Here is a 22,243-nt window from a genome sequence, read left to right as displayed (position 1 = left end):
ATATTGTTTATTGTCATTACTGCTTCGTTTCAACCTCGCTTCATTTCAAGCCCGATCAAGAAACAAGAACTAATAAATAAAAACAAGTCGATAAGGTAATAATATGGATAGCGCACTACTTTGGGCTTTTATTCCCACGTTTTTCTTCGTGTCAATCACGCCCGGTATGTGTATGACTTTGGCGTTGACACTTGGAATGAGTGTTGGATACAAGCGTACATTATGGATGATGATCGGTGAACTGGCTGGTGTCGCTGTGGTTTCTATTGCCGCGGTATTGGGTATCGCTTCGATCATGTTGAATTACCCATGGCTATTTACGGGCTTTAAATTTGTTGGTGCGGGTTACCTGTTTTATTTAGGCGTTCAGATGTGGCGTTCGAGAGGCAAACTGGCGATCAGTACTGACAACCAAACAACAAAAGTCAGCAATGATTGGGACTTGGTGGTTCAAGGTTTTGTCACTGCAATTGCGAACCCAAAAGGCTGGGCGTTTATGATTTCTTTGCTGCCTCCTTTTATTAACAGCAATAAAGACTTAGCACCGCAGTTGTTCATTCTCGTGTCAATCATTCTGGTTTCTGAGTTTGTTTGCATGACCTTATACGCGACAGGCGGAAAGAGCTTAAAGCATATGCTGGGCAAAGCCGACAATGTTAAGTTGATGAACCGCATTGCAGGTACGTTGATGATGGGCGTTGGTGTTTGGTTGTTCGTGAGCTAATTCTGGTTAGCCTACAACGAGCAGAGATCCCCGACTCAGTCGTTCCTCCTTCTCGAGGGTGACGCGTACGTGGGATGATGACGACTTAGGATTACGGTGAGTTTTGAAAATTCGGATTCTTACTTAAACCGAAGAATGCATAGAATATAAAAAGAGCGATAGGGCATTTGGCCTTATCGCTCTTTTTGATTTTACTTAGCTAGCGAACAGAGACTAGATAACAGAAATGTTTCTGATCTTAGCCTGCGTTGTATATTTAAACCGCGATTTCACCGCCGTCTTCTCGACGAATCACAACCGTAGATGCTCTTGGGCGGACTTTGCCTTGAGTTTGTGCGGTTGCATCTTCAGACGATGGCCAGTTTGCCGGGTGTTGAATGTTCACAAACAGTGACTTGAAATCTGGGCTGATGGTAAAGCCAGTCACTTCACAACCGTTTGGACCCACAAAGAAGCGTTTAAGCTGTGCTTGGTTGTTTGCATCAATCACCGCACTGTTGCCGTTGTCATCCGTTAACTGAGATGGAACCACTGCCAGCATTTGGTCATTGGTGTAGCCAGTTACTTCGTCTGCGCCGTTATCTGTCTGAATCCACAAGATGCCACGAGCATCAAACGCTAAGCCGTCAGGGCTCGCGAACTGGTTCATGTCTGTTAGACCAGAGCGGTTAATAGACTTGTCTTCCACTGCTGGTGAACCAAATACGAAGATATCCCAATCGAACTCGCCTGCCGTTTTGCCTTCATCCCAACGGATAACATGACCGAACTTGTTGTCTACGCGAGGGTTCGCAGAGTTCGCTTCTTTACGCTTGTTGTTATTAGTCAGCGTTAGGTAAGCCGTACCCGTCATTGGGTCAACAGAGCACCATTCAGGGCGATCCATTGGCGTTGCACCAACAAGGTCGGCAGCGCCCGCTGTATTGATGATAAGCGCTGCTTGAGAGTCAAATGAATCACCTAGCTTGCCGCCGTTTGTAGTCTTGCTGCCCAACGTTAGTGGTAGCCACGTACCTGAACCGTCATCGTTGAACTTAGCCACATACAGCGTGCCTTTATCCATGTACTTGTCACCCGCACTTAGGCGATTACTCGGCTCTGCGTCACGCGGGTCCCATTTCTCTTCAGAAACGAATTTGTATAGGTATTCAAAACGAGAATCGTGACCAGAGTAGAATACGATCGGCTCGCCTTCGGTCAACTTACCAAACGTACAGCCTTCGTGACGGAAACAACCCAGTGCAGAACGTTTCTTAGCGCGAGAGTTTGCTGTGTATGGGTCGATTTCAACAATGTAGCCGTGACCGTGTGCTTCGTTACGGTAATCGTCCATTGCTGACTCACCTGTTGGTGTTACGTCAAAGCGAGCAAATTCGTCTAGGCGTTCTTGTTTGTCACCAGAAAGCGTGTCCCAACCGTAACGTGTTTTGTCGGTAGCGATACCAATACGTTCTTGCGCTGGTGTTGTCTCGCCTTTGTTAACGAAATAACCCGGCCAGTTTTCTTCACACGTTAGGTAAGTGCCCCATGGTGTGTAGCCATTACCACAGTTGTTCAACGTGCCACGAGCTTGGCTGCCGTCTTGTGAGAACTTGGTTTTGGTAAATTCACTGTGTGCAACAGGACCAGACAGATCCATTACGGTCGCGCCTGTGTAGCGGCGGTTCAGAGGATCGTTATCGACCATCACCCATTGGTTGCCTTCAAGTTTTACACGAACCACACTCACGCCGTGTGCGTTGATCTCTTTACGTACTTCATCAAGGCTAGGGCGGTTGCCTTCATCGTATGTAGGACCATTAGCGTGCAGTGCTTTTTGGTCGATGTATTCGTGATTAATCACCAACAAACCGTCGTTGCTGTTGCCATTAAGCGGGAAGAAGTGCATGCCGTCGTGGTGCATGCCCAGTGAGTTTGCTTGATCTTGTGCGTTGTTGGTTCCATCTTTTAACCAAGCATTGCCTTGCTTGTTAAGTGGAGTACCCCAAGGAACCAATACTTGTGCTGTATAGCCTTTTGGCACAATGACACTGTCTGTCAGTGAGCCTTTAACCGATTCGAATGCAAGTGTAGCAGTGCTTTTTTGCGGTGCGCTAGATGATGCTGTCGCCGCGTGCGCTGTGCTGTGGCCTGCTAAACCAAAAGCACCAAACGCCGTCATTGCACTGATGCCTAAACCGCCTTTGAGAACATTTCTTCTTGAAAGGTTCGCATCTAAAACTTCTTCGAAGGGTTTGTTTTTGCTCTTATTAAAACGAGTGCTATCAAATGTTTCCTTGCTCATCTTTACTGCTTCCTATTGGCTGATTTTATTATTCGTTATTCATGACTTACCCACCTACTAACTAATTGGTTAATAAGTTGGGTCAATGTGTGACTAATCGTGAAGCAGTTAAGTGACAGATTTTTATAGATTTGATTAAGGTTTTGTTTCTGTAGCACGATTTTTGCCATTAACACCCTTGTGTAATACAAAACTCTTGGGGATTGATGTGGAACTGTGTATAAATGCTTTATCAAACGAAAAGAGAGGCAGTTATGAAATTAGATAAAATCGAAAACAAAAATCGTCGCCTACGCAAAAAGCTATACCTAGGTGAATTCGCGATTCTGGGTTTTGAAGTAAGCTGCAAGACATCGATTACTGATTTTGATCAATACGATGTGTTCATTGATGAGTTCATTGATTTCATCGACAGCATCGGTCTGTGCTTTGGTGGCGGCGGCCTTGAGCTGTTTGAAGGTTTCTTATGCTCAATTGAGCGCTACCGTTCAGTAACAGAAGCAGAACAACTGCAAGTTGCTCAATGGCTTGAAGCTCGTGCTGAAGTAAGCAAAGTGGAAGTTAGCGAACTGATTGACGCAAACTACGCGTTCTAATTTGATGTTGTGTTGTTAGCTCGATTGAAAGGCCAAATACGGCTTAGGAAAGAGTAACAACAGTACGCTAGAATAAAGGCCGAATCGTTAAATCGATTCGGCCTTTTTGCGTTTTATTCGTTCCATTTCTATTCTTTATCTTCTTTTCTATCCCTTCTGACGTAAATGATAAATTGATATTTTTCGATTAAATATTAGTACTTTATCGCTATTTTTATTTGCAGTAATAAGTTTGGATAAACTTGTGAGAGTTTTATGAGAATTCAATGAAGTTGCTGATAGATTTGATCGTCATTCTTAGAGTCAACAACACCACAGTTCGTTCTGGCAAAGGTAACGGTATATCGCTGTTATTCGTTTTGTTGGCAACGATAGGACTCGATAAAGGATGGAATCAAAATGAATAAACGTACTCAAATCAGCTTAGTGATCAGCTCGGCTATATTGGCCTTCGGAGCGGCTCAAGTTCAGGCTGCTGAGCTTGAAGTCACTGTCACTAATGCAACGAAAGGGATCTACTTTACGCCTATCTTAGCGGCGGCTCATGACTCAAGCTTGTTCATGTTTAGAACGGGTGAAACGGCTTCTTCGGAACTAGAGTCCATGGCCGAAGGTGGCGATATTTCAGGTTTATCTGGTGTCATTGCCAACGCGGGAGGCGTGGTGGTTGAGAACCCAGCGGCCGGCATCCTCAATCCAGGCGTCGCAACTACGTTTGATATCAGTACTGGTGATTTAGAGTACCTATCATTGGGTGCAATGTTGCTGCCGACAAACGACGGCTTTGTTGGTCTAGATAGCTGGAAGATCCCAACTCAAGCGGGCACCTACAAAGCGACTCTAAATGGTTATGACGCAGGCACAGAAGCCAATGATGAGCTGGCGGGCAGTATGCCGAACCCTCCATTCATTACCTTTGGCGCTGGTGGCACAGGTGTAGAAACGGCAGTATCAAACGCTAAGGTTCATATTCATCCAGGTAACATTGGTGATGCGGCGGGCGGCATCAGTGACCTCGATAGCAGTAGCCATCGATGGTTAAACCCTGTTGCAACTATCACCATTGTTGTGAAGTAAGGGGGATGTATGAAAGCTAGAATTCTATTTATCGCTGCATCAGTAGCTGTGTTAGCGGGTTGTCCGGACGATGACGACGATTACTATCGCTATGATGTGAGTGTTACTAACCTCACCCCCAATCAACCAATGTCACCACTCGCGGTGTTGACTCACAATACGAATTTTGATCTGTTTGAAGTTGGGCAAAGTGCCTCTGTCGATCTGGAATACTTGGCGGAAGGGGGTAGTAATGCACAATTGCTTGCGCTCAGTGACAGTGACGCCAATGTTTATCAAGGCATCTCAGGCAATGGACTGATTCTTTCAGGTGAGCAAGACACGGTGTCGATTCGTGTCGACCCAAATCAAGAAGGGTATATCTCAGTTGCTTCCATGTTGGTGAACACCAATGATGCGTTTGTCGGCGAATCCGGATTATCGCTCAAGTCATTAACGGTGGGTGATACCTTTACCATGAACATGAATGTTTGGGATTCGGGAACTGAGCTGAACGATGAGCTTGCTGCAACCATTCCGGGACCAGCAGGCGGTGGTGAAGGTTTTAATACCACACGAGACGACACCGATATAGTGAGTTTTCACTCTGGCGTAATCAGCCAAGATGATGGCCTTACGACTTCTACTTTAAGTGCAAATCATCGTTTCCTTAACCCCGGTGCAAGAATCACCATTACTCGAACTCAGTAACAGGTTGAAAGCACGATGAAAGAATTCCTGCTCTGTTCCGGTCAATTGAAAGGTGGGCGGACTCAGAATAGAGCAGGGATCATGAATAGTGCTGCGGTAAATTTGATGGCAAACATATTGTTGGTTGAAGACGATGATGACTTGGCTGAACTGGTGCAGATGCATCTTAAGTTCCAAGGGCATAACGTAATCAGAGCTAATGTGATTGAAAAGGCTCAGGCGCTCTATAAAGAGGGTCATTTCGATTTGATCGTACTGGATCGTGGCTTACCAGACGGTGACGGACTCGATTTCTGTCGAATGTTGCGTCAGCAAGAGGATTGGACGCCAGTACTCATGCTAACCGCAAGAGACGCTGAGTTAGATAAGGTGTCAGGCTTAGAAGCCGGTGTTGATGACTACATAACGAAACCTTTCAGCGTTCTCGAGTTTCAAGCAAGAGTGAGGAACGTGCTTCGCCGTTTAAGCCATGTCGAATCAGCGACTCAAGAGGTTGTGACAGCAGAATCGATTATGAATTTTGGTGTGCTCACTATTCAACCTGAACGCCATCAGGTGTCACTCAATAACCAAGACGTACCGCTGACAGCTACCGAGTTTACCTTACTTCATTTCTTAGCAACCCGCCCGGGGCGTGTGTATAGCAAAGACGAGCTGCTCGATCATGTTTGGAATACTCATCACTCTGGCTATCACCATACCGTGTGTAGCACAGTCAACCGTCTAAGAACCAAGCTTGCGATGCCGAATAGTGATGATGATTTCATTAAAACCGTTTGGGGTGTTGGTTATAAGTTTGAGTCGAAAGCTTAGGCCTATGTGTCGCGTCCGAAGTTTACTAAAAGGCCAGTAAGACCTAAGAGCCATCGAGGAGAGAACATGAGTTTCAAATCGCGTTTAGTGTTGTTCACCAGTTTGTGGTTTCTGCTCGTGAGTGTGGTGATTGCTTATACCTATAATTGGCAAAAAGAGACCATAGAACAAAGAACTAGGCAGAGCTTACACAAAGAGCTCGCGGTTCATATGCGCGATGATAATCCTCTGATGATTGGTACAGACTACAACCCTAAAGCGCTCAAATCCATTTTCCACACCTTGATGTTGATAGGGCCAGATTTTGATATCTATTTCCTCGACAGTCAGGGCAAGATTACGACTCATGCTGCGCCAGAAGGCACTGTGTTAGCCAACCAGATAGACTTAGCACCCATTCAACAGTTTTTAAACGACGAGCCTTATCCCATTCTGGGGGAAGATCCGATCAATCCCGGGGCTCGTAAGGTGTTTTCCGTAGCAGCGATTGAAGAGCTAGGTTCGACGGTGGGTTATTTGTATGTGGTGATAGGAAGTAATCGCCATACTGTGATCACCAACTCTCAGGTTGATACACCATACATCGCACTTGCAGGGCTCATGCTGATCTCTATCTTGGGTTTTGCAGTTGGGGCTTATCTATTGGTTAAACGTAGCCTGTTAAACCCAATAGAAGCAGTAACCAACAAGCTGCAACAACAAGCAGAGCAAGATTTTCGATTGGACCCGAACTTCATTCATCAAGTACCAGAATTGGTGCCGATTGCACGCTCGTATCAGTTGATGGCGAAGCACATTCAACAGCAATTTTTGCAACTTGAATATCAGTCGTCACATCGAAGACAAAGCTTATTACAGCTCAGTCATGATTTGAAAACGCCATTGTCGAGTGTATTGGGGTATCTAGAAACGTGGAGGATTCAAAACCCACATTCGGATCCACTCATAGATGTGGCATATCGCAATGGCAACAAGTTATCTGAACAGCTCCATTCGCTGTTAGATAGCGCCAAGAATGATAACCCGGTACCCACATATCAATACGCTTCAATCGATTTCAATGGGCTGATGAGCGAATGCTTAGAAACGATACAAAGCAAATATCGCCATAAAAATGTTGAGTTGAACATTAATATGCCTATTGGAATCAAGGCTGTGGGTGACAGTGATCTGCTTGAGAGGTTGATTTTGAATCTGTTAGATAATGCATTGAGGCATAGCCCAAGTGGCACTGTGGTGTCGTTAGATGTTGGTTTTGAAGCGGATTCCAAACGGGTGAAGGTGGTGATTCATAATGAGGTTGAACTGGAAGCGCCGAATGGTTCTTTGGGAATAGGAACCAAGATCGCGCAGTCGATACTGATGTTACATCATAGTGTTTTAGAAACAACAAAGGCAGAGAACTCCTTTCAGCAAAGCTTTTATTTGCCTTCGGTATAGCTCTGTCTGCCTTCGTTTAGCTCGATGTATACTTACGTAGAACTAACGTTAAGCGTCTTTACTGTCTTCGTTGCCTTCGTTCACTTTCGCGTAGAAGTGAAGCAGCTCAGTTAATTCTTTAACCCAGCCAAACGCATCTTTAGGTGCGTTCTTTAAGATCTTTTCTACTTTCTCACAGTGCACTTCGATTGCGATTGCTTCTTCAAGGTTGAAAGAAATTGAGTAGAAGTGCCAAAGCAGTAGGCGAGTCATTCGCTCGATGTTCTGTTGCGAGTTATCCGACTCTGAGAAGGCTAGGTTTACTTCACCAAGCGCGATAGCTGTCATTCGAAGCATTGCGTCAAATTTCGCTGATTGCATGCGTTCTTCGCTGGTGACTTCTTCTTGCTCGAACGTAAACAATTCCGTCATTGCATCTTCAGGTACAAGGCGATGAATCATTCTTAAACTAAATTCTTCTAGTTCATGGCGAGGCATGGTGATTAAGCAATTTAAGGTGTAGTCGCGTTGCATGGTGTTCTCTTGGATCTGCAAAAAGGTCGGACAGTGTAATGGAGAAGCGAGTTTAGAAAAAGCAGATTTTAGATAAGCCTGCGTTGGCAGGCTTATCTGTGTACTACAAGCCCTAAAATCGATGCTTAGGGGAACTGTATTTAGGTTTGAACGCAGTATCAGGCTTTGCTATGGCTTGGCGGTTGGTACTGCATCGACTGGTCGTTTCTCATGAATATGTTGCTCGCGACCAAACTGCCGATGCAAATAGAACCAAGGGCGAGCCAAGTCATCGCATCAGGAATCTCGTTGAATAGTGGGATCGCCAACAAGGTCGCCACTGCGGGTGTTGCACTGCCAAAAGCGGCAGAGCGTTCAGCCCCTAAGGTATTAACCGCATAAAGGTAAGTGAACGCAGCGATTAAACCCGCCCCAACGCCTTGCACTGTTGAATGAACGGCAAGCTCCGTGAAGGGCCAATTAGCGATTGGTGTGTCCATTAGGTGGCTTGGGAGGGTTCCAGTCAGGATTAGGACGAGTAAAAGCAAAGTAGAACAGAGAGAAATAAAACCGGCACTGACTAACGCATTAAGATTAGCGACACGGGCTGAGATGGTGAACATCGCCCACATTAAGCTTCCGCATAAAAACAACAAATGACCTTTGGTGTATTCGAAGTTGAAGCTGCTTAAGCTACTCCCTAAAAACAACAGTATGCCGAGCAAAACCAAACCTAAACCAACAACACGATGTCGGCTGAGTGGCTGCTTAAAAAAGAGTACCGCAATTCCTGTAACGAACAGAGGAAGCGTGCCCGGAACAAGAGCACTGCCATGAGATACCGGAACAAACTGCATGGCCGTTCCGGCAACAAGCAGATAAGGTAATCCGCTACCTACGAACATACCCGTTAGATACCGTTTAGGGACGACGGCAATTGCGCTGCGTGCTTTCCACATCAAAGGCAATAACACCAAAGCCGGTATGAGAAATCTTGTGAGAGCGATATCGGCAGGTGTTAAATCTGAATTTGCGCCGCCTTTAAGAGAAAGAAAAAAGCTCGCCCAAATGAGTAGGGTGACAGTAATAGATAAGTAGCCAAGATTCATAATATAGAAGGAGAGTGGGTGATGACTCATTATGGAACAGTTGGTGTGCCACAGGTTGGCAAGTTTTGGCTAAACTTGAACTATCGTTGATGATTTCTGCTAATATTCACCAAATAATTAACGGATTTAACTAATGTTTGGCATTTACTATGGATAGAATTGATAGGCATCTTCTCGAACTGCTACAAAAAGATGGCAGGTTAACCACGGCTGAACTTGCTGATGAAGTGGGTTTATCACCTTCGCCTTGTGCAAGACGAGTCAAAAGGCTAGAAGAAAAGGGCATTATTGACGGTTATCGTGTGAGCTTGTCACGAGAACAAGTCGGCATCGCAATGAGTGTGTTTGTTGAGGTGAGCCTAAACAACCACCAAGAAGTGTCGATAGATAAGTTTGAGGCGGCTGTTGTAGAGATGGAAGAGGTGATCAGTTGCCACGTTGTATCTGGGGCTTATGACTATTTGCTAGAAGTGGTTAGCCCGAACTTGATGGCCTACGAGGCATTTACAAGAAAACTTCAAAGGCTCTCTAACGTGAAAGATATTCATACCCACCTTGCGATAAGACAAGTAAAAGGCAATGCACCACTGCCAATTTATACCGATTAAGCCAAACTCTGAGCAGTAACACGAAGGCAGAATGAGCTGAAAACGAAATGGTTTACTCCTGAAGTAGAAGCGCGGTCAATATCAAAAATCATCCATTAAGTGTCAGGCTTCAGGCAATAAAAAACGGAGCACCTCGTGAAAGGTACTCCGTATATGATAGGTGCAAAACTTAGTGATACTTAAAGTTAGAGATTGAACAATCCCCAGTTTGTGCATTAATTCTGAATGAAAAAGCATGTGAATGATAATCCACGCCGTCATTCCAAATTGTCTCTCCAAATATCTTACATAGCTCTAGCTCACTTACTGAACCGAACTCTTCCATGTGTTTAGCTACAGATAAAAGTTTACCTCTTATCTCTGCAGTCCATTCCGTGTTACTCAAGCAGTTGGAAGCCATAGTCTTTTGCATATTACCTAGCCAAAATGTTTCTTGTTATTAAGTTATATGAAGATTCATGATAACAATTTTCTGGCGTTTGTAAATCTATTTTGTGATGAATATCTCACATACTCGCTTGCATTGGTCGGAAATTGAACTTCATTGTTGATAGATAGCACATTACTTTCACAACCTATTGATAAAGCTTTGATTAACGAGTTCTTAGAATATTATGAATGGGATTGAGCATATTTATCGGAAAAGTCCAGTCGAACGAGTGAGAGAATCTAATGGTGATTTCAGTTTGATGCACCGTTTGCTGGTTGGTTTATGTGGCGGGCTTCGTCAATCATCGTCGCTTCTCTGCGGTATTTTGAAGACAGCTGACGGAATTTTTCACTGAGTGTATGGAGATCTCGGGAGAGTGATTGTGAGCTTTGGACGTGCACCTGCGCGCTTTCTGCCTGGCGTGGGAGTTTTGCTTTGGTGCAGTGTTTGGCGACGGCTTGCCATGAATACGCTAGAGAGTCAGCGCCTTCAAGTTCACTAGACACAAAATACGCCTGTTGTAGCAAAACGTCGGAGACGTCATACGCGGTATTCATATGACTATTGAGCTGCACATTAAACCTTTCTTCGTACTTTGCCCAAAGCTCAATGATCTGCTTTTCATTAAAGTGTTTAGATAACAATGTCTGTGACTCATAGGTTGAAAGAACTTGGTTGAACTCTTTGGTGTACTGACTATAGCGACCTTCAAAAGAGAGCTGACGATCCAACAGTGTTTGCCAGTTTTCACGGTCACAATGATTCGCTAGAGCGACATTGGCACTCAAAGTTACGCTTACAATGATAACTTTCCCCCAAAAACTCATGACTTTCCTCTACTTACCGTGCGCTCTATTGAGAGTATAGATGAGCAGCAGCATGAGTTGATGTACACTTGAGACATACCTATAACGGAAGAGCTGGTGGATTTGATGAAAAAAGCGCTGATCGCTTTACTTGTGTTGTTGATATTGGGCGGAGGGGGAGGAGCGGCATACTACTTCTTAGTCATGAATAAAGACCCAATCCCACAAGAGAAAACGGAAGAGCCGGCGTTAGAAGCTACCGAGCAATCTGAATCTGACCTCGTACCCATCATGGATCTTCAGCCTGAACCAGAGCAGACGGAATTTTACGTTTTGGAGAGAAAGCTAGAAGTGGTCGAGCAACCTGAAATTGATGGCTTGATAACGGATTACCTCTACAAAGGGGAAAAGGTGGAGGTACTCGAGAAACAGGGAGAATGGGCTCGTATCTCAGACTATATTGTCCTTAAAGATGGCGGCCCACAGACGGCGGAATGGGTCTCTATGTCAGGCTTATCGAATGATGAAGTCATTATTTCGGAAAAAGAAAGCAAAGAGATATTGGATTCCTATTTGGTTAAGTCTGATGACCTCAAGATCCATCAAGAAAAATTCCGTAATTCGGTGGCTAAACTGATCTCTGAGGGGGAGTGTGCCCCAAGTGATTTTGAAGAATTAGGCGGATGGGTGAAATCTGTTAAGTACAGTCACAGAGATGTCTATTTTATTTATTGTGGTGGGTTGTCCCTTGAAAACAAAATTTATCTTGATGTAAATACAAATGAAATATTTACGAAGTAAAAATCGCCCCATTTTAAGTGTTGGACGTATTAATATTCTTTAGGGTTACCGTTCATAAGTAAAATTTTTGAAATCTTACTTTATCGCAGAGTGGGCTTCTTTATTGGCACCTCATTATATTTAATCCGATATAAGCAGTATCTGGCTATTCCGTTTAAACAATGGATCTACAGTTTTTATGGTATGAGAGTATTGTTGTCGGGATTCCGTAAAGCAGGTGCTGCCGATTCTTGATAAGGAAGATGTCGATAAAGAGAACGTCGATCCAGAAGCTTCGGAAAACCAAGCTTAACGTTTTGCCTCTTACTTAACAGTAGGAATACCTTAACAGTCGAAATACGAAGCACCAGACAATAAAAAAAGCCACTGAAATCAGTGGCTTTTTCGTATCAACTCATATCAGAATTATCTGGTAGAAGTTGATGGAATCTCGATTGTTAATCGATTTCTTTGTCTTTACCCATAGATAAAATCCAAAGAGATACGGCTGCAACAGCTGCAAAGCCACCAAGAATGATAACTGGCATAGCGCTGTAACCTAGGATGTGCCAAATTACGCTTTCTAAAGTACTCATTCAATCGCTCCTTATTGCCAGCCTTCAACGCCGTGCATGTCTGGTAGTTTGTGTGCAATACCTTTGTGACAGTCTACACACGTTTTTTCACCAGAAGCTAGCGCAGTCGAGTGTTGTTTCGCACTACGGGGGCTCTGCTCTGAGAAGTCCATGTAATCAAACTGGTGACAGTTACGACACTCAAGTGAATCGTTCTTCTTCAAACGAGCCCATTCGCGCTCAGCTAAGTGATGACGACGCTCTTTGAATTTCTCAGGCGTATCAATTGTCTTAGCAATAAAGTGAGCGTATAGCTCTTTTGATGCTTGAACTTTACGAACGATTTTATCAGTCCACTCATGCGGTACGTGACAGTCTGAACAGATTGCACGAACACCAGAACGGTTAGAGTAGTGAATTGTCTCTTGGATTTCAGCAACGATAGGTGCGTGACAGCCAGAACAGAATTCTTCCGTGTTGGTTGCCTCCATACCCGTGTTGAATGCACCCCAGAACAAAAGACCACCCGAGAAACCCAAGAACAAAACAACGCCTACGGCTGCTTTGCTTGGTGTCGCAAGTCTTTTCCAAAACGCTTTTAATAATTTCATATAATAGCCTCTCTACAATACGGCTAAGATTAGCGTAGTGAGTCAACAGGTTTGAACTCGTTCTCTACTAATGGTTTCGCATTAGCTTGAGGAACGTGACACTGCAGACAGAAGTAACGACGAGGTGAAACGTCAGCAAGTACTGCATCTTCACGGTTCATGTAGTGAGTAACACTAATTTTTGTCGCACCCATCTCTTTCGCATTTTTCCAGCTGTGGCAAGACAGACATTTGTTTGCGTTCAGAGAGACTTCGTAGCTACGGATATTGTGAGGTACCAATGGTGGCTGGTATACGTAATCGCTCTCAAGCACTTGGTCGCGAGGGTACTTTTTGAAGTCGTCAGCTGCTCGTGTTGCTTCAAGCTCACTTACACCACGTAAAGACTCTACGCCACCAATGCCGCCAGGGTTATCCAGCTCAGCTTGAGCTACGCCAGCTAGCAAAAGACCGGCTGATAGTAGGGCAGTAATCAGTTTTTTCATGTTAATTTCTCCGCCTAAAGGCTAATTCTTTGAGAGGACTACTTCTTCAAAAGGATGAAAAAGTAGTCGCAATATTAAATACTTAAGATCGTTTCTCTAAGCCTAGGGCTTAAGCAACTTTAGTGATCTTAACTGGACACTTCTTGTAGTCTGTCTGTTTAGACAGAGGATCCGTTGCATCCAAGATCAACTTGTTGATCAGAATTCTTGCATCAAAGAATGGTACGAATACCAAGCCCTGTGGTGGACGGTTACGGCCGCGAGTTTCAACACGCACACGAACTTCACCACGTTTGTTTTCGATAAGAACTTCATCACCACGGCGAAGACCACGAGCTTTAGCATCAGCAGGGTGGATGTAACAAAGTGCATCCGGTACTGCTTTGTAAAGTTCTGGTACACGACGAGTCATAGTACCTGTGTGCCAGTGCTCAAGAACACGACCTGTACATAGCCACATATCGTATTCATCGTTTGGTACTTCAGGTGGCGCTTCGTATGGTGCATTGATGATCAGTGCTTTACCATCTGGTTTGCCGTAGAAGTCCCAATCAGAACCTTTCTTAGCATATGGATCTGAACCTTCTTTAAAGCGCCATAGTGTCTCTTTACCGTCAACAACAGGCCAACGTAGACCACGAACTTGGTGGTAGCGATCGTATGGTGCTAAATCGTGACCGTGGCCGCGACCAAAGGCTGCGTATTCTTCGAATAGACCTTTTTGAACGTAGAAACCTTGAGCTTGTGCATCGTCGTTAAGCTCTTGAGCTTCAGACAGTGGGAATGCATCAACGTTGCCGTTTTTGTAAAGCACGTCGTACATGGTTTTGCCACGGTACTCAGGCATTTTCGCAACCAGTTCTTCACCCCAAACTTCTTCAATAGTGAAGCGCTTAGAGAATTCCATGATTTGCCATAGGTCAGACTTAGCTTCACCTACAGTTTTCACTTGTTGGTACCATGCTTGTGTACGACGCTCTGCGTTACCGTAAGCGCCTTCTTTCTCAATCCACATTGCTGTTGGAAGGATGAGGTCAGCCGCTTGAGCTGTTGCCGTTGGGTACGGGTCAGAACATACAATGAAGTTATCTGGGTTACGGTAACCTGGCAGACGTTCAGTGTTGATGTTTGGACCCGCTTGCATGTTGTTGTTACACATTACCCAGTAAGCGTTGATTTTACCGTCTTTCAACATACGGTCTTGAAGAACAGCGTGAGCGCCGGGTACCGGTGGAATGGTGCCTTCTGGAAGTTTCCAGATATCTTCTGCAATTTTACGGTGTTTAGGGTTAGCAACCACCATATCGGCAGGTAAACGGTGAGCGAATGTACCAACTTCACGCGCTGTACCACACGCTGACGGTTGGCCAGTTAGTGAGAATGGGCTGTTACCTGGAGTAGAAATCTTACCTGTAAGAAGGTGGATGTTGTACACAAGGCTGTTCATCCATACGCCACGAGTATGTTGGTTCATACCCATAGTCCAAAGTGACATTACTTTGATGTTTGGATCGGCATATTGCTTAGCCAGCTTGATAAGGTCTTCTTGAGGTACACCTGACATTTCAGACGCTTTCTCAACTGTGTATTCAGCAACAGACGCTTTGTAGTCTTCGAAAGAGATAGCAGTCATTTCGCCTGAGTTAGGGTTTGCGGCTGCTTTCTGTAGTGGATCATCGTCACGCAGACCGTAACCGATGTCTGTCGTTGCTTGCTTGAAGTTCGTGTGCTTGTTCACGAAGTCCCAGTTAACGGCATCGTTTTGAATGATGTAGTTAGCAATGAAGTTAGCAATTGCTAGATCTGATTGAGGTTCGAAGATGTAACCCGTGTCTGCAAGCTCGAAAGAACGGTGGTAGTAAGTAGACAGTACGTTTACTTTAACGTGTGGGTGGCTTAGACGACGGTCTGTAATACGAGTCCATAGTACTGGGTGCATTTCTGCCATGTTTGAACCCCACAGTACGAATGCGTCTGCGTGTTCAAAGTCATCGTAACAACCCATTGGCTCATCAATACCGAAAGTGCGCATGAAGCCTACTACAGCAGAAGCCATACAGTGACGAGCGTTTGGATCTATGTTGTTTGAACGGAAACCCGCTTTCATCATCTTAACGGCTGCGTAGCCTTCCATTACTGTCCATTGGCCTGAACCGAACATACCAACACCTGTTGGACCGTTCTTCTTCAGTGAAGCTTTCCATTTCTCAGCCATCACGTCGAACGCTTTGTCCCAAGATACGGGTGCGAAATCACCATCTTTATGGAACTCACCGTCTTTCATGCGAAGTAGAGGAGTCTCAAGACGGTCTTTACCGTACATGATTTTTGAAAGGAAGTAGCCTTTAATACAGTTAAGGCCTTTGTTTACAGGAGCTTCTGGATCGCCTTGAGTCGCAACCACTTTACCGTTTTGAGTACCTACTAGTACTGAACAGCCCGTACCACAAAAACGACAAGGCGCTTTATCCCACGTGATTTTTGTTTGATCAGAGCTAGCGATCAGGTTGGTTGCTGTTGCCGGTAGTGTTACACCTGCAACGGCTGCCGCTGATGCAGCTGCGTTTGCTTTCACAAACGCACGTCTTGTCATTTTCATACTTCACCCTCAAGTTGAGAATTGTTACTTCCAGTTTCTAAATCCGTTTCGTCGAGTCCAGTTTCGATTTGGTGATAAACCAAAGCTGTCCCCAAAACGTTCTTAATGTTGTTTATTGCTTCGATGGTGTCCGTTACAAAACCTTGGTTTTCAGTTTCTAGGACCACGATGATTTTGCCTTCAGGGCTATCTCCGTAGATTTCAGCGTTATCGAATTGATCGATCTCCGCTTTGATCTCATTTAGATGCTCAGGGCTCACATGCACGACTAAACTTGATATATGCACTTCATTTAGTGCCATAAATTGCTCTCGTTATTTTTGTTTTATGCATTACTCACAAGAATAGCCGAAGTAGGGCAAATTGCTACGCAGGCCCCACAACCGCTACACTCATCTAACTCGATTTTTGGTAGAGCAACACTGCCTGCTCTAAGTTCAAATTGAATGGCCATAGGTTCACACATGTCACCACAGCTTCGGCATTCAACATTTTGTTGCGCTAAACACTTATCAGAGATTTGTGCTTTTGCTTGCCAAGGCTCTCCTTGCTTTGGCTTAAAAATGGGTTCGGGACAAACATCTGCACATTGATAGCAGAACGTACACTCATCAATAGAGAAATCTACAGTGGGAAAACCACCATCGCCTACAATGATTATCTTAGTCTCACAACTCTCGATGCATTTACCGCAGCGAGTACAGTCATCTGTAAAGCTTTCTAGGCTGTCAATCCAAGGCAAACGAATCTGGCTTGAGTCAACTTTTCGTCTTGAAAAAAGACGGCGTTTTGATAGATCTACCACTAGATACCTATAGATGTTACTAAGATGTTGTAATTGTAGGTCATTATTCTATTAATATCTTGTAATGAGTCCTCACAAGTAGTGTAGTTTTAGAAACAATTGTATAAATACCCCCTAAGGGCTAATTGGGGGCATATATTGTCTTAGATCAATAAATTACGGAGCGAGTGATCACATATTGAATGGAGCTATGATTTTTGATGTGTGACAATACGATATCGCTGGCAAGTCATTTATCAATAGGAAGGCACTTTTGCTTATAAAACCGGTTTCATCTGTAACAAGTACGATAGCAAAATCTTTGCTCTCTATACTGCTGTTGTCGGTTGCTACGACTGGCTTTGCCATCTTTACTTTGGCTTCAAGTTTGAATGATGCGGAAGCGGTTAACGTGGCCGGTTCAATGCGAATGCAAAGCTACCGTTTAGCCCATGATATTCAAATAGAATCTGTCGATTATGAATCTCATATTCGTGAATTCGAAAGTTCTCTTTACTCGCCATCCATGACTAATTTGGTCAGTTGGAATGTTCCGACAGACATCACAGAAGATTACTATTTAATTATCGGCCGTTGGCATGAGCTAAAACAGGTCTTGAATAGCGAAGAGCGCGATCACTATCTCGTGTTGGTTGAAAACTTCGTGGCTGAAATCGATGGCTTCGTTTATAAGCTGCAAGAGTTCTCTGAAGACAAGTTAATAAAGTTAGCGTGGGCTGGTGGTATCGGCCTTGGTGGGATTCTGGTCATATCTCTTTTTGTTGTTCACTTTGTACGTAAACAGGTTGTTAAACCGCTACATGCTCTTGTCGGTGCGAGCCAAAGAATCAAAAACAGCGACTTCGAGGTAGAACTCAAGGTGACCAGTAACAACGAAATGGGCATTTTGACCAAAACCTTCAACTCGATGGCCAAAGATTTAGGCGTGCTTTATCGAAACCTTGAAGATGTGGTGGATGCAAAGACGATTGAGCTGCAAAATGCGAACCAGTCGCTGCAGGCACTTTATAACTCGTCACAAGAGCTCACGGTGACGCGTATTGCTCCTGAAAACTTCCGAGCTATCTTGCAGCATCTCGTGAGCTTGGAAGGGATTGGATCACTGAGGCTCGAGATTGTCGATAACTCAGGCCGTTCATTGATTATGGATGAAGGTTACGATTCGAATTTAGACTACGAAAAGTTTGAGATGAAACTCGACGATAACGAACTTATTCTCGGCTATTTATACTGTTCATATCACCACGGGCACTCAACTAAAGCTCTGATCGAAAGCTTCATTCAACTGCTATCGAGAGCGATCTACTACAATCGTGCTCAAAAGAAAGCTGAACAGCTTATTATCATGGAAGAGCGTGCCACGATTGCACGTGAACTCCACGATTCATTGGCTCAATCACTGTCGTACTTGAAAATTCAAGTTACACTATTAAAGCGTGTGATTGGCAAACTGCCAGAGCAACAGCACCGAGAGCAATCTGAACAAATCGCGTCTGAGATCGGAAACGGCTTAGCCGACGCTTATACCCAGTTAAGAGAGCTACTCACCACATTTAGGTTGACCATTAAAGAGGGCAACTTTGGAGACGCCTTAAGTACCATGCTTGAGGCGCTCAGCGAGAGAACCGATGCGAAGATTAACCTCACTAATAATCTCTCATCGATCGAGCTTGATGCGCATAGTCAGGTTCACTTGCTTCAATTGATTCGTGAAGCAACAATAAATGCAATAAAACACGCCAATGCCGACTTGATATATGTATGCTGTATCGATGAGGACGGTGAAGTATTAGTCGTGATAAAAGATAATGGAGATGGCTTTGACTCAAGTAGTTCCAAGGTGAACCACTACGGGATGAGCATTATGCAGGAGCGTGCGGCAAGACTGAATGGCGACTTGACGATTGAAGCGGCGCAAGGTGAAGGCTGTACAGTCATATTGAAATATAAAAGTTTGAAGGAAGTTAAAGTTGACGATTTGTAAAGTAATGCTGGTTGATGATCATCCATTGATGCGCAGAGGTATAAGCCAATTACTGAGCTTTGAAGACGAATTCGAAGTGATTGCAGAAGCAAGTAACGGCACTGAAGCGGTTGCTCTTGCTCATGAAGAAGAACCTGATTTGATCCTTTTGGATCTCAATATGAAGGGCATGTCTGGTTTAGATACCTTGAAAGCACTTCGCACTGACGGTTCTAGCGCAAACATTGTTATTCTAACGGTTTCTGATAGCCCTGCAGACATTGAAGCGATTGTAAAAGCAGGCGCTGATGGCTACTTGTTGAAAGACACTGAACCCGATGAGTTAATTGAACTGCTTAAGCAAGCACACAGCGGTGACAAGGCTTACAGCAGTGTGGTTGCTCGTTACCTAAATGATGCTGGAAGCCGCAATGATATCTTCGAACAACTGACTGAACGTGAAATGCAGATCCTTCAAGAAGTCGCGAAAGGTTACCGTAATAAGCAGATCGCCGATCACCTGTTTATTTCTGAATCGACAGTTAAGGTACATATGAAAAGCTTGTTGAAAAAGCTGCAAGTGCCTTCCCGTACCGCTGCAACGGTTCTGTATCTAGAACGCTATGGTGAAATGAAGTAGGGCTTGTTCCTTTGAGATAACACTATTTCAAGCCTGACTGTTTATACATTTTGTACATGTCTCGATAGTTTTAACGATGTTGAGAAAGTGACATTAAAAAAGGCGCTGAACTTATTAAGTTCAGCGCCTTTTTGTTTACGCATTTTATATTCAGTATTGGTGTTCGTTTGTTCTTCGCTCTTTGAGATTAGGAACTTAAGGCTTACGCCGACATTGGAACCAATACAAGCGTACCGAAGATAACCGTAATAAGACCACAGATTACGGGTACAGACGTACGTTTTACGACTTCAAATGGGCTGATTTTACCCATACCAGAAGTCGCTACGATTACGCCAGATACTGGTGAAATTGTACGACCTAGGTTCGATGCTTGAAGCATTGGGATGATTAGGAACGCTGGGTTCAAGCCCATTTTCGCCGCTAATGATGGAGCCAGTTCTACGAATGCATAGAAAGGTGCATTACCTGAACCTGTCGCAATTGCCGCAGCAACCGTTAGACCTGTGAGGATAAGCATCAATGCGATACCGCCTGCGCCTGCAGATTCGGCAAGACCGATTAGGTTATCAATTGCACCGATAGACATTAGACCTTGAGCAAATACGCCCGCCGCAACCAACAGCATTACCACGCCTTTGAACGCGTCAGCCATGCCTTGGTAGCAAGAGTCTAGATCTTCTAGTGTTTTCTCGCCGTCAAACTTCTTAACAACGTAATCGATAACTGCGCCTACGAAGATAGAACCTACCACAATAGTGTAGATATCAAGTGAAAGCCCTGGAATCGTACGACCGTTGAATAGGAAAACGCCGATGATAGGTAGGAATGGAAGTGCAGCGTAGAAAGCCGGCGCCGTTGTTTCGATTTCAGAAACGTCTACTTTTTCCATTGGTGTGTTTTCTTTCTTATCTAGGTATTTGTTCCAGAAGAAAGCCGCACCCGCCATCACGATGATCGCACAGATAGAAACAGGCAGTACCGTTTGAACAGCAAACACATCAAGAGACATGCCTGATTTTTCTGCCGCGATAACCACATCACCAGACGTTGGTGAAAGAATGATGGCTGCAGGTGACGCACAAACTGCAACTGCCGCTGGGCGAGAAATACCCATTGCCGTCATCATTGGGAATAGGGTTGCCATCAATAGCACACCAAGACCCGTTGCAGAACTTACTGCTAGAGACATCAGACACGCTACGATGTAAGCCGCAACAAGAAGTACATAGGGAGATTTGATCGCAGCAAGCGGTTTAGAGAACTGTTTCACTACCACGTTGTTAGCACCAATGTGCGTCATGTAAGAAGCAAAACCACAAAGAAGCATGATTTGCATGCCTAGGCCGCCCCCGCGGTACTGAAGCATGTATTTAACAAATTCTAGTGAGTCGGTAACCATGTTACCTGTTGAAGCTACCTTAGCTGGTAAGACTGTGTGACCAATAAGGCCGGTGATAAGAAGTAGGGCAAGGCCAGCAGTTAGTAATACACCCGCCGCTTTATAGCCTTTTACAATAAAGTAACCAACAGCAATAGTAATCACTAATCCGATCAAGAGCTCTAACATAGAAATCTCCACAAAGTTTAAAAAATATAAGAAAGTGTTTCAGAATATGACAATGAATGTACAGAAAACTGCACTGTGGCACGAGGCATAGTTGAGGTTGATATGATCTAAGACAAACATTTTTTTCGATGTTAATTGTGGTTGTAAATCGTGAATAACTACTGTTGTTTAGATGTTAATAAACAAATTATCTATCTCAATAGAATATAACTTGGATCACCTTTATAGTGAGGAGTTGTATACAAAGGTGTGGATTTATAAATCTATGACTTTTGGAGCCTAACGTGCAGAACTAAAAAGAAGTGTGTATTTTTACATGATATCGGATTAATTTATGAACTGATGCCTACTGGGAATGGAAAGTTAAGTAGGCTTCAGCGAGAGTTGAATTGATGTGGAAATGCATAGCTCCTAACGTATTGGCTTAAGTACAGCTACTGACCGAAATAGTTGATAGTTAAACGATTAGTTAATGTTCAATTCAGGATCTGCATTCGAGTAAGTGGCCAGGTCGGCGCATATCACTTTTTACAGAAGTGAATCATTCCGCGCTGAGTGACCAATAATAATTCATCATTATTTAGTGGGATATAAGCCATGGTATCTGAAGAAAGCACTGCACCTTCACTGATCATCACCTTTTCGTAAAATGTGAGCTCTCTATTTGGTATGATTTGTTCATGTTGAGTCTCGTCTAAAGAAATGTCGTGTTGGGTTACCACGTAAGTACCTGACGACGCAAAGCCAGCTTCTTTCGTAGAGACATATAACAATTCATAGCTGTTATTCTTCTTAAACTCGATATTAACGGCAGCTTGATTATAAATGACTTTTTCTTGTGGGTTGACCACCGAGGCTGTGTTGGATAAATAATGACCTTTAAGATAACTTTGAGGAATAAAGGTTGTCATCCATCCGGCCATAATACCGATTATGGCGATTGCAACGAAGATCTGTTTTTCTTTATTCACAAGTCACTCCTTTAAATTCACTTGGGAAGCTCAGAGATTTTCCTGAATTATCGATGATGATTTTTTTCCCTTATATTCGTAAAGCGTCACGTTGAATAACTCATTAAAAGTGAACTCGTCGGATTCGATTTTACAAGAGATAAAATGGGCTTTGTTGGGCTTTGTTGCGTAATTA

Annotated in this window: 23 protein-coding genes and 2 pseudogenes; 11 read left to right on the top strand and 14 right to left on the bottom strand. The window is 44.1% G+C overall.

Annotated elements, in window-relative coordinates; genetic code table 11:
• Window positions 1-103 precede the first annotated feature (103 nt).
• The gene (locus AB4263_RS02640) at window positions 104-724 is read left to right on the top strand and encodes a LysE family translocator (protein ID WP_017064486.1); all 621 of its coding nucleotides are present in this window, start codon (window positions 104-106) and stop codon (window positions 722-724) included.
• A 256-nt stretch (window positions 725-980) separates the two neighbouring features.
• Here the strand turns inward: AB4263_RS02640 and AB4263_RS02635 are convergent, their stop codons facing one another.
• Window positions 981-3,008, bottom strand: coding sequence for a PhoX family phosphatase (locus tag AB4263_RS02635; protein ID WP_372097387.1), 2,028 nt, complete (start codon window positions 3,006-3,008; stop codon window positions 981-983).
• Window positions 3,009-3,262: 254 nt separating this feature from the next.
• Between AB4263_RS02635 and AB4263_RS02630 the strand changes: the two genes are divergently transcribed.
• The 6 genes from AB4263_RS02630 (at window position 3,263) to AB4263_RS02605 (ending at window position 7,624) form a co-directional block, all read left to right on the top strand.
• Window positions 3,263-3,604, top strand: a complete 342-nt coding sequence (locus AB4263_RS02630; RefSeq protein WP_017062629.1) for a YggL family protein — start codon at window positions 3,263-3,265, stop codon at window positions 3,602-3,604.
• A 266-nt stretch (window positions 3,605-3,870) separates the two neighbouring features.
• Window positions 3,871-4,011: a hypothetical protein gene (locus tag AB4263_RS02625; RefSeq protein ID WP_017067451.1), complete on the top strand. Its 141-nt coding sequence runs from the start codon at window positions 3,871-3,873 to the stop codon at window positions 4,009-4,011.
• On the top strand, window positions 4,004-4,681 hold the full coding sequence (locus tag AB4263_RS02620) for a spondin domain-containing protein (protein WP_372097385.1): 678 nt from the start codon (window positions 4,004-4,006) through the stop codon (window positions 4,679-4,681). Before AB4263_RS02625 ends, AB4263_RS02620 begins: the two co-directional genes overlap by 8 nt.
• 9 nt (window positions 4,682-4,690) lie before the next feature.
• Window positions 4,691-5,371, top strand: coding sequence for a spondin domain-containing protein (locus AB4263_RS02615; protein ID WP_372097383.1), 681 nt, complete (start codon window positions 4,691-4,693; stop codon window positions 5,369-5,371).
• A gap of 81 nt (window positions 5,372-5,452) precedes the next feature.
• A complete protein-coding gene (locus tag AB4263_RS02610; RefSeq protein ID WP_017067448.1) occupies window positions 5,453-6,184 on the top strand; it encodes a response regulator transcription factor in 732 nt (243 codons plus the stop codon).
• 66 nt (window positions 6,185-6,250) lie between these two features.
• The gene (locus tag AB4263_RS02605) at window positions 6,251-7,624 is read left to right on the top strand and encodes a sensor histidine kinase (protein ID WP_372097381.1); all 1,374 of its coding nucleotides are present in this window, start codon (window positions 6,251-6,253) and stop codon (window positions 7,622-7,624) included.
• Window positions 7,625-7,672: 48 nt separating this feature from the next.
• On the opposite strand, the gene AB4263_RS02600 is transcribed toward AB4263_RS02605, so the two are convergent.
• Together AB4263_RS02600 and AB4263_RS02595 are read right to left on the bottom strand one after the other, a co-directional pair.
• Window positions 7,673-8,137, bottom strand: coding sequence for a hypothetical protein (locus AB4263_RS02600; RefSeq protein ID WP_017062624.1), 465 nt, complete (start codon window positions 8,135-8,137; stop codon window positions 7,673-7,675).
• A gap of 158 nt (window positions 8,138-8,295) precedes the next feature.
• Entirely contained in the window at window positions 8,296-9,225 is a 930-nt protein-coding gene (locus AB4263_RS02595) for a DMT family transporter (RefSeq protein WP_017064490.1), read from the bottom strand.
• A gap of 149 nt (window positions 9,226-9,374) precedes the next feature.
• Between AB4263_RS02595 and AB4263_RS02590 the strand changes: the two genes are divergently transcribed.
• Entirely contained in the window at window positions 9,375-9,833 is a 459-nt protein-coding gene (locus AB4263_RS02590) for an Lrp/AsnC family transcriptional regulator (protein WP_017062622.1), read from the top strand.
• A 169-nt stretch (window positions 9,834-10,002) separates the two neighbouring features.
• On the opposite strand, the gene AB4263_RS02585 is transcribed toward AB4263_RS02590, so the two are convergent.
• On the bottom strand, window positions 10,003-10,245 hold the full coding sequence (locus AB4263_RS02585) for a hypothetical protein (RefSeq protein ID WP_372097379.1): 243 nt from the start codon (window positions 10,243-10,245) through the stop codon (window positions 10,003-10,005).
• A gap of 269 nt (window positions 10,246-10,514) precedes the next feature.
• Window positions 10,515-11,090 carry a hypothetical protein gene (locus tag AB4263_RS02580; RefSeq protein WP_372097377.1) on the bottom strand — a complete coding sequence of 192 codons (576 nt, stop codon included), beginning with the start codon at window positions 11,088-11,090 and terminating at the stop codon, window positions 10,515-10,517.
• Between the two features lie 96 nt (window positions 11,091-11,186).
• Between AB4263_RS02580 and AB4263_RS02575 the strand changes: the two genes are divergently transcribed.
• The gene (locus AB4263_RS02575) at window positions 11,187-11,870 is read left to right on the top strand and encodes an SH3 domain-containing protein (RefSeq protein WP_372097375.1); all 684 of its coding nucleotides are present in this window, start codon (window positions 11,187-11,189) and stop codon (window positions 11,868-11,870) included.
• Window positions 11,871-12,307: 437 nt separating this feature from the next.
• On the opposite strand, the gene AB4263_RS02570 is transcribed toward AB4263_RS02575, so the two are convergent.
• The 6 genes from AB4263_RS02570 to napF all read right to left on the bottom strand — a co-directional run bounded on the left by AB4263_RS02570 (window position 12,308) and on the right by napF (window position 16,924).
• The gene (locus AB4263_RS02570) at window positions 12,308-12,445 is read right to left on the bottom strand and encodes a TIGR02808 family protein (RefSeq protein ID WP_372055221.1); all 138 of its coding nucleotides are present in this window, start codon (window positions 12,443-12,445) and stop codon (window positions 12,308-12,310) included.
• Between the two features lie 11 nt (window positions 12,446-12,456).
• Window positions 12,457-13,035: a NapC/NirT family cytochrome c gene (locus AB4263_RS02565; protein WP_017069144.1), complete on the bottom strand. Its 579-nt coding sequence runs from the start codon at window positions 13,033-13,035 to the stop codon at window positions 12,457-12,459.
• 29 nt (window positions 13,036-13,064) lie between these two features.
• Complete coding sequence (locus AB4263_RS02560; protein ID WP_008219291.1) at window positions 13,065-13,520, bottom strand: nitrate reductase cytochrome c-type subunit; 456 nt, start codon at window positions 13,518-13,520, stop codon at window positions 13,065-13,067.
• A 109-nt stretch (window positions 13,521-13,629) separates the two neighbouring features.
• Window positions 13,630-16,119: a periplasmic nitrate reductase subunit alpha gene (gene napA, locus AB4263_RS02555; RefSeq protein ID WP_372097373.1), complete on the bottom strand. Its 2,490-nt coding sequence runs from the start codon at window positions 16,117-16,119 to the stop codon at window positions 13,630-13,632.
• Entirely contained in the window at window positions 16,116-16,421 is a 306-nt protein-coding gene (locus AB4263_RS02550; protein ID WP_017062612.1) for a chaperone NapD, read from the bottom strand. The genes napA and AB4263_RS02550 overlap by 4 nt, the downstream gene beginning before the upstream one ends.
• Window positions 16,422-16,444: 23 nt before the next feature.
• On the bottom strand, window positions 16,445-16,924 hold the full coding sequence (napF, locus tag AB4263_RS02545) for a ferredoxin-type protein NapF (RefSeq protein ID WP_017062611.1): 480 nt from the start codon (window positions 16,922-16,924) through the stop codon (window positions 16,445-16,447).
• A 253-nt stretch (window positions 16,925-17,177) separates the two neighbouring features.
• Here napF and narQ point away from each other — a divergent pair, with 253 nt between their 5' ends.
• Both narQ and AB4263_RS02535 read left to right on the top strand, forming a co-directional pair.
• Window positions 17,178-18,908, top strand: a complete 1,731-nt coding sequence (narQ, locus tag AB4263_RS02540) for a nitrate/nitrite two-component system sensor histidine kinase NarQ (protein WP_372097371.1) — start codon at window positions 17,178-17,180, stop codon at window positions 18,906-18,908.
• Window positions 18,895-19,527, top strand: a complete 633-nt coding sequence (locus AB4263_RS02535; protein WP_017062609.1) for a response regulator — start codon at window positions 18,895-18,897, stop codon at window positions 19,525-19,527. Before narQ ends, AB4263_RS02535 begins: the two co-directional genes overlap by 14 nt.
• Before the next feature lie 202 nt (window positions 19,528-19,729).
• On the opposite strand, the gene dcuC is transcribed toward AB4263_RS02535, so the two are convergent.
• From dcuC to AB4263_RS02520, 3 genes and pseudogenes are all read right to left on the bottom strand, one after another.
• Window positions 19,730-21,097 carry an anaerobic C4-dicarboxylate transporter DcuC gene (dcuC, locus tag AB4263_RS02530; RefSeq protein WP_017062608.1) on the bottom strand — a complete coding sequence of 456 codons (1,368 nt, stop codon included), beginning with the start codon at window positions 21,095-21,097 and terminating at the stop codon, window positions 19,730-19,732.
• A 465-nt stretch (window positions 21,098-21,562) separates the two neighbouring features.
• Window positions 21,563-22,068, bottom strand: a pseudogene (locus tag AB4263_RS02525) (hypothetical protein).
• A pseudogene (locus AB4263_RS02520) lies at window positions 22,061-22,243 on the bottom strand (hypothetical protein); the annotation flags it as partial. The pseudogenes AB4263_RS02525 and AB4263_RS02520, both read right to left, overlap by 8 nt.

Origin of the sequence: Vibrio sp. 10N.261.55.C5, from assembly GCF_041470505.1 — a bacterium.
Classification (GTDB): domain Bacteria; phylum Pseudomonadota; class Gammaproteobacteria; order Enterobacterales; family Vibrionaceae; genus Vibrio; species Vibrio crassostreae_C.
This window is presented reverse-complemented; position numbering and strand designations above follow the sequence as displayed.

Coding starts and splice junctions, on each gene's coding strand:
- AB4263_RS02565 (WP_017069144.1), bottom strand. CDS start 13,035: ATGAAATTATTAAAAGCGTTTTGGAAAAGACTTGCGACACCAAGCAAA.
- AB4263_RS02640 (WP_017064486.1), top strand. CDS start 104: ATGGATAGCGCACTACTTTGGGCTTTTATTCCCACGTTTTTCTTCGTG.
- AB4263_RS02625 (WP_017067451.1), top strand. CDS start 3,871: ATGAAGTTGCTGATAGATTTGATCGTCATTCTTAGAGTCAACAACACC.
- dcuC (WP_017062608.1), bottom strand. CDS start 21,097: ATGTTAGAGCTCTTGATCGGATTAGTGATTACTATTGCTGTTGGTTAC.
- AB4263_RS02605 (WP_372097381.1), top strand. CDS start 6,251: ATGAGTTTCAAATCGCGTTTAGTGTTGTTCACCAGTTTGTGGTTTCTG.
- AB4263_RS02580 (WP_372097377.1), bottom strand. CDS start 11,090: ATGAGTTTTTGGGGGAAAGTTATCATTGTAAGCGTAACTTTGAGTGCC.
- AB4263_RS02560 (WP_008219291.1), bottom strand. CDS start 13,520: ATGAAAAAACTGATTACTGCCCTACTATCAGCCGGTCTTTTGCTAGCT.
- AB4263_RS02600 (WP_017062624.1), bottom strand. CDS start 8,137: ATGCAACGCGACTACACCTTAAATTGCTTAATCACCATGCCTCGCCAT.
- AB4263_RS02570 (WP_372055221.1), bottom strand. CDS start 12,445: ATGAGTACTTTAGAAAGCGTAATTTGGCACATCCTAGGTTACAGCGCT.
- AB4263_RS02590 (WP_017062622.1), top strand. CDS start 9,375: ATGGATAGAATTGATAGGCATCTTCTCGAACTGCTACAAAAAGATGGC.
- AB4263_RS02550 (WP_017062612.1), bottom strand. CDS start 16,421: ATGGCACTAAATGAAGTGCATATATCAAGTTTAGTCGTGCATGTGAGC.
- napA (WP_372097373.1), bottom strand. CDS start 16,119: ATGAAAATGACAAGACGTGCGTTTGTGAAAGCAAACGCAGCTGCATCA.
- AB4263_RS02620 (WP_372097385.1), top strand. CDS start 4,004: ATGAATAAACGTACTCAAATCAGCTTAGTGATCAGCTCGGCTATATTG.
- AB4263_RS02610 (WP_017067448.1), top strand. CDS start 5,453: ATGAATAGTGCTGCGGTAAATTTGATGGCAAACATATTGTTGGTTGAA.
- AB4263_RS02585 (WP_372097379.1), bottom strand. CDS start 10,245: ATGCAAAAGACTATGGCTTCCAACTGCTTGAGTAACACGGAATGGACT.
- AB4263_RS02615 (WP_372097383.1), top strand. CDS start 4,691: ATGAAAGCTAGAATTCTATTTATCGCTGCATCAGTAGCTGTGTTAGCG.
- AB4263_RS02630 (WP_017062629.1), top strand. CDS start 3,263: ATGAAATTAGATAAAATCGAAAACAAAAATCGTCGCCTACGCAAAAAG.
- AB4263_RS02635 (WP_372097387.1), bottom strand. CDS start 3,008: ATGAGCAAGGAAACATTTGATAGCACTCGTTTTAATAAGAGCAAAAAC.
- AB4263_RS02595 (WP_017064490.1), bottom strand. CDS start 9,225: ATGAATCTTGGCTACTTATCTATTACTGTCACCCTACTCATTTGGGCG.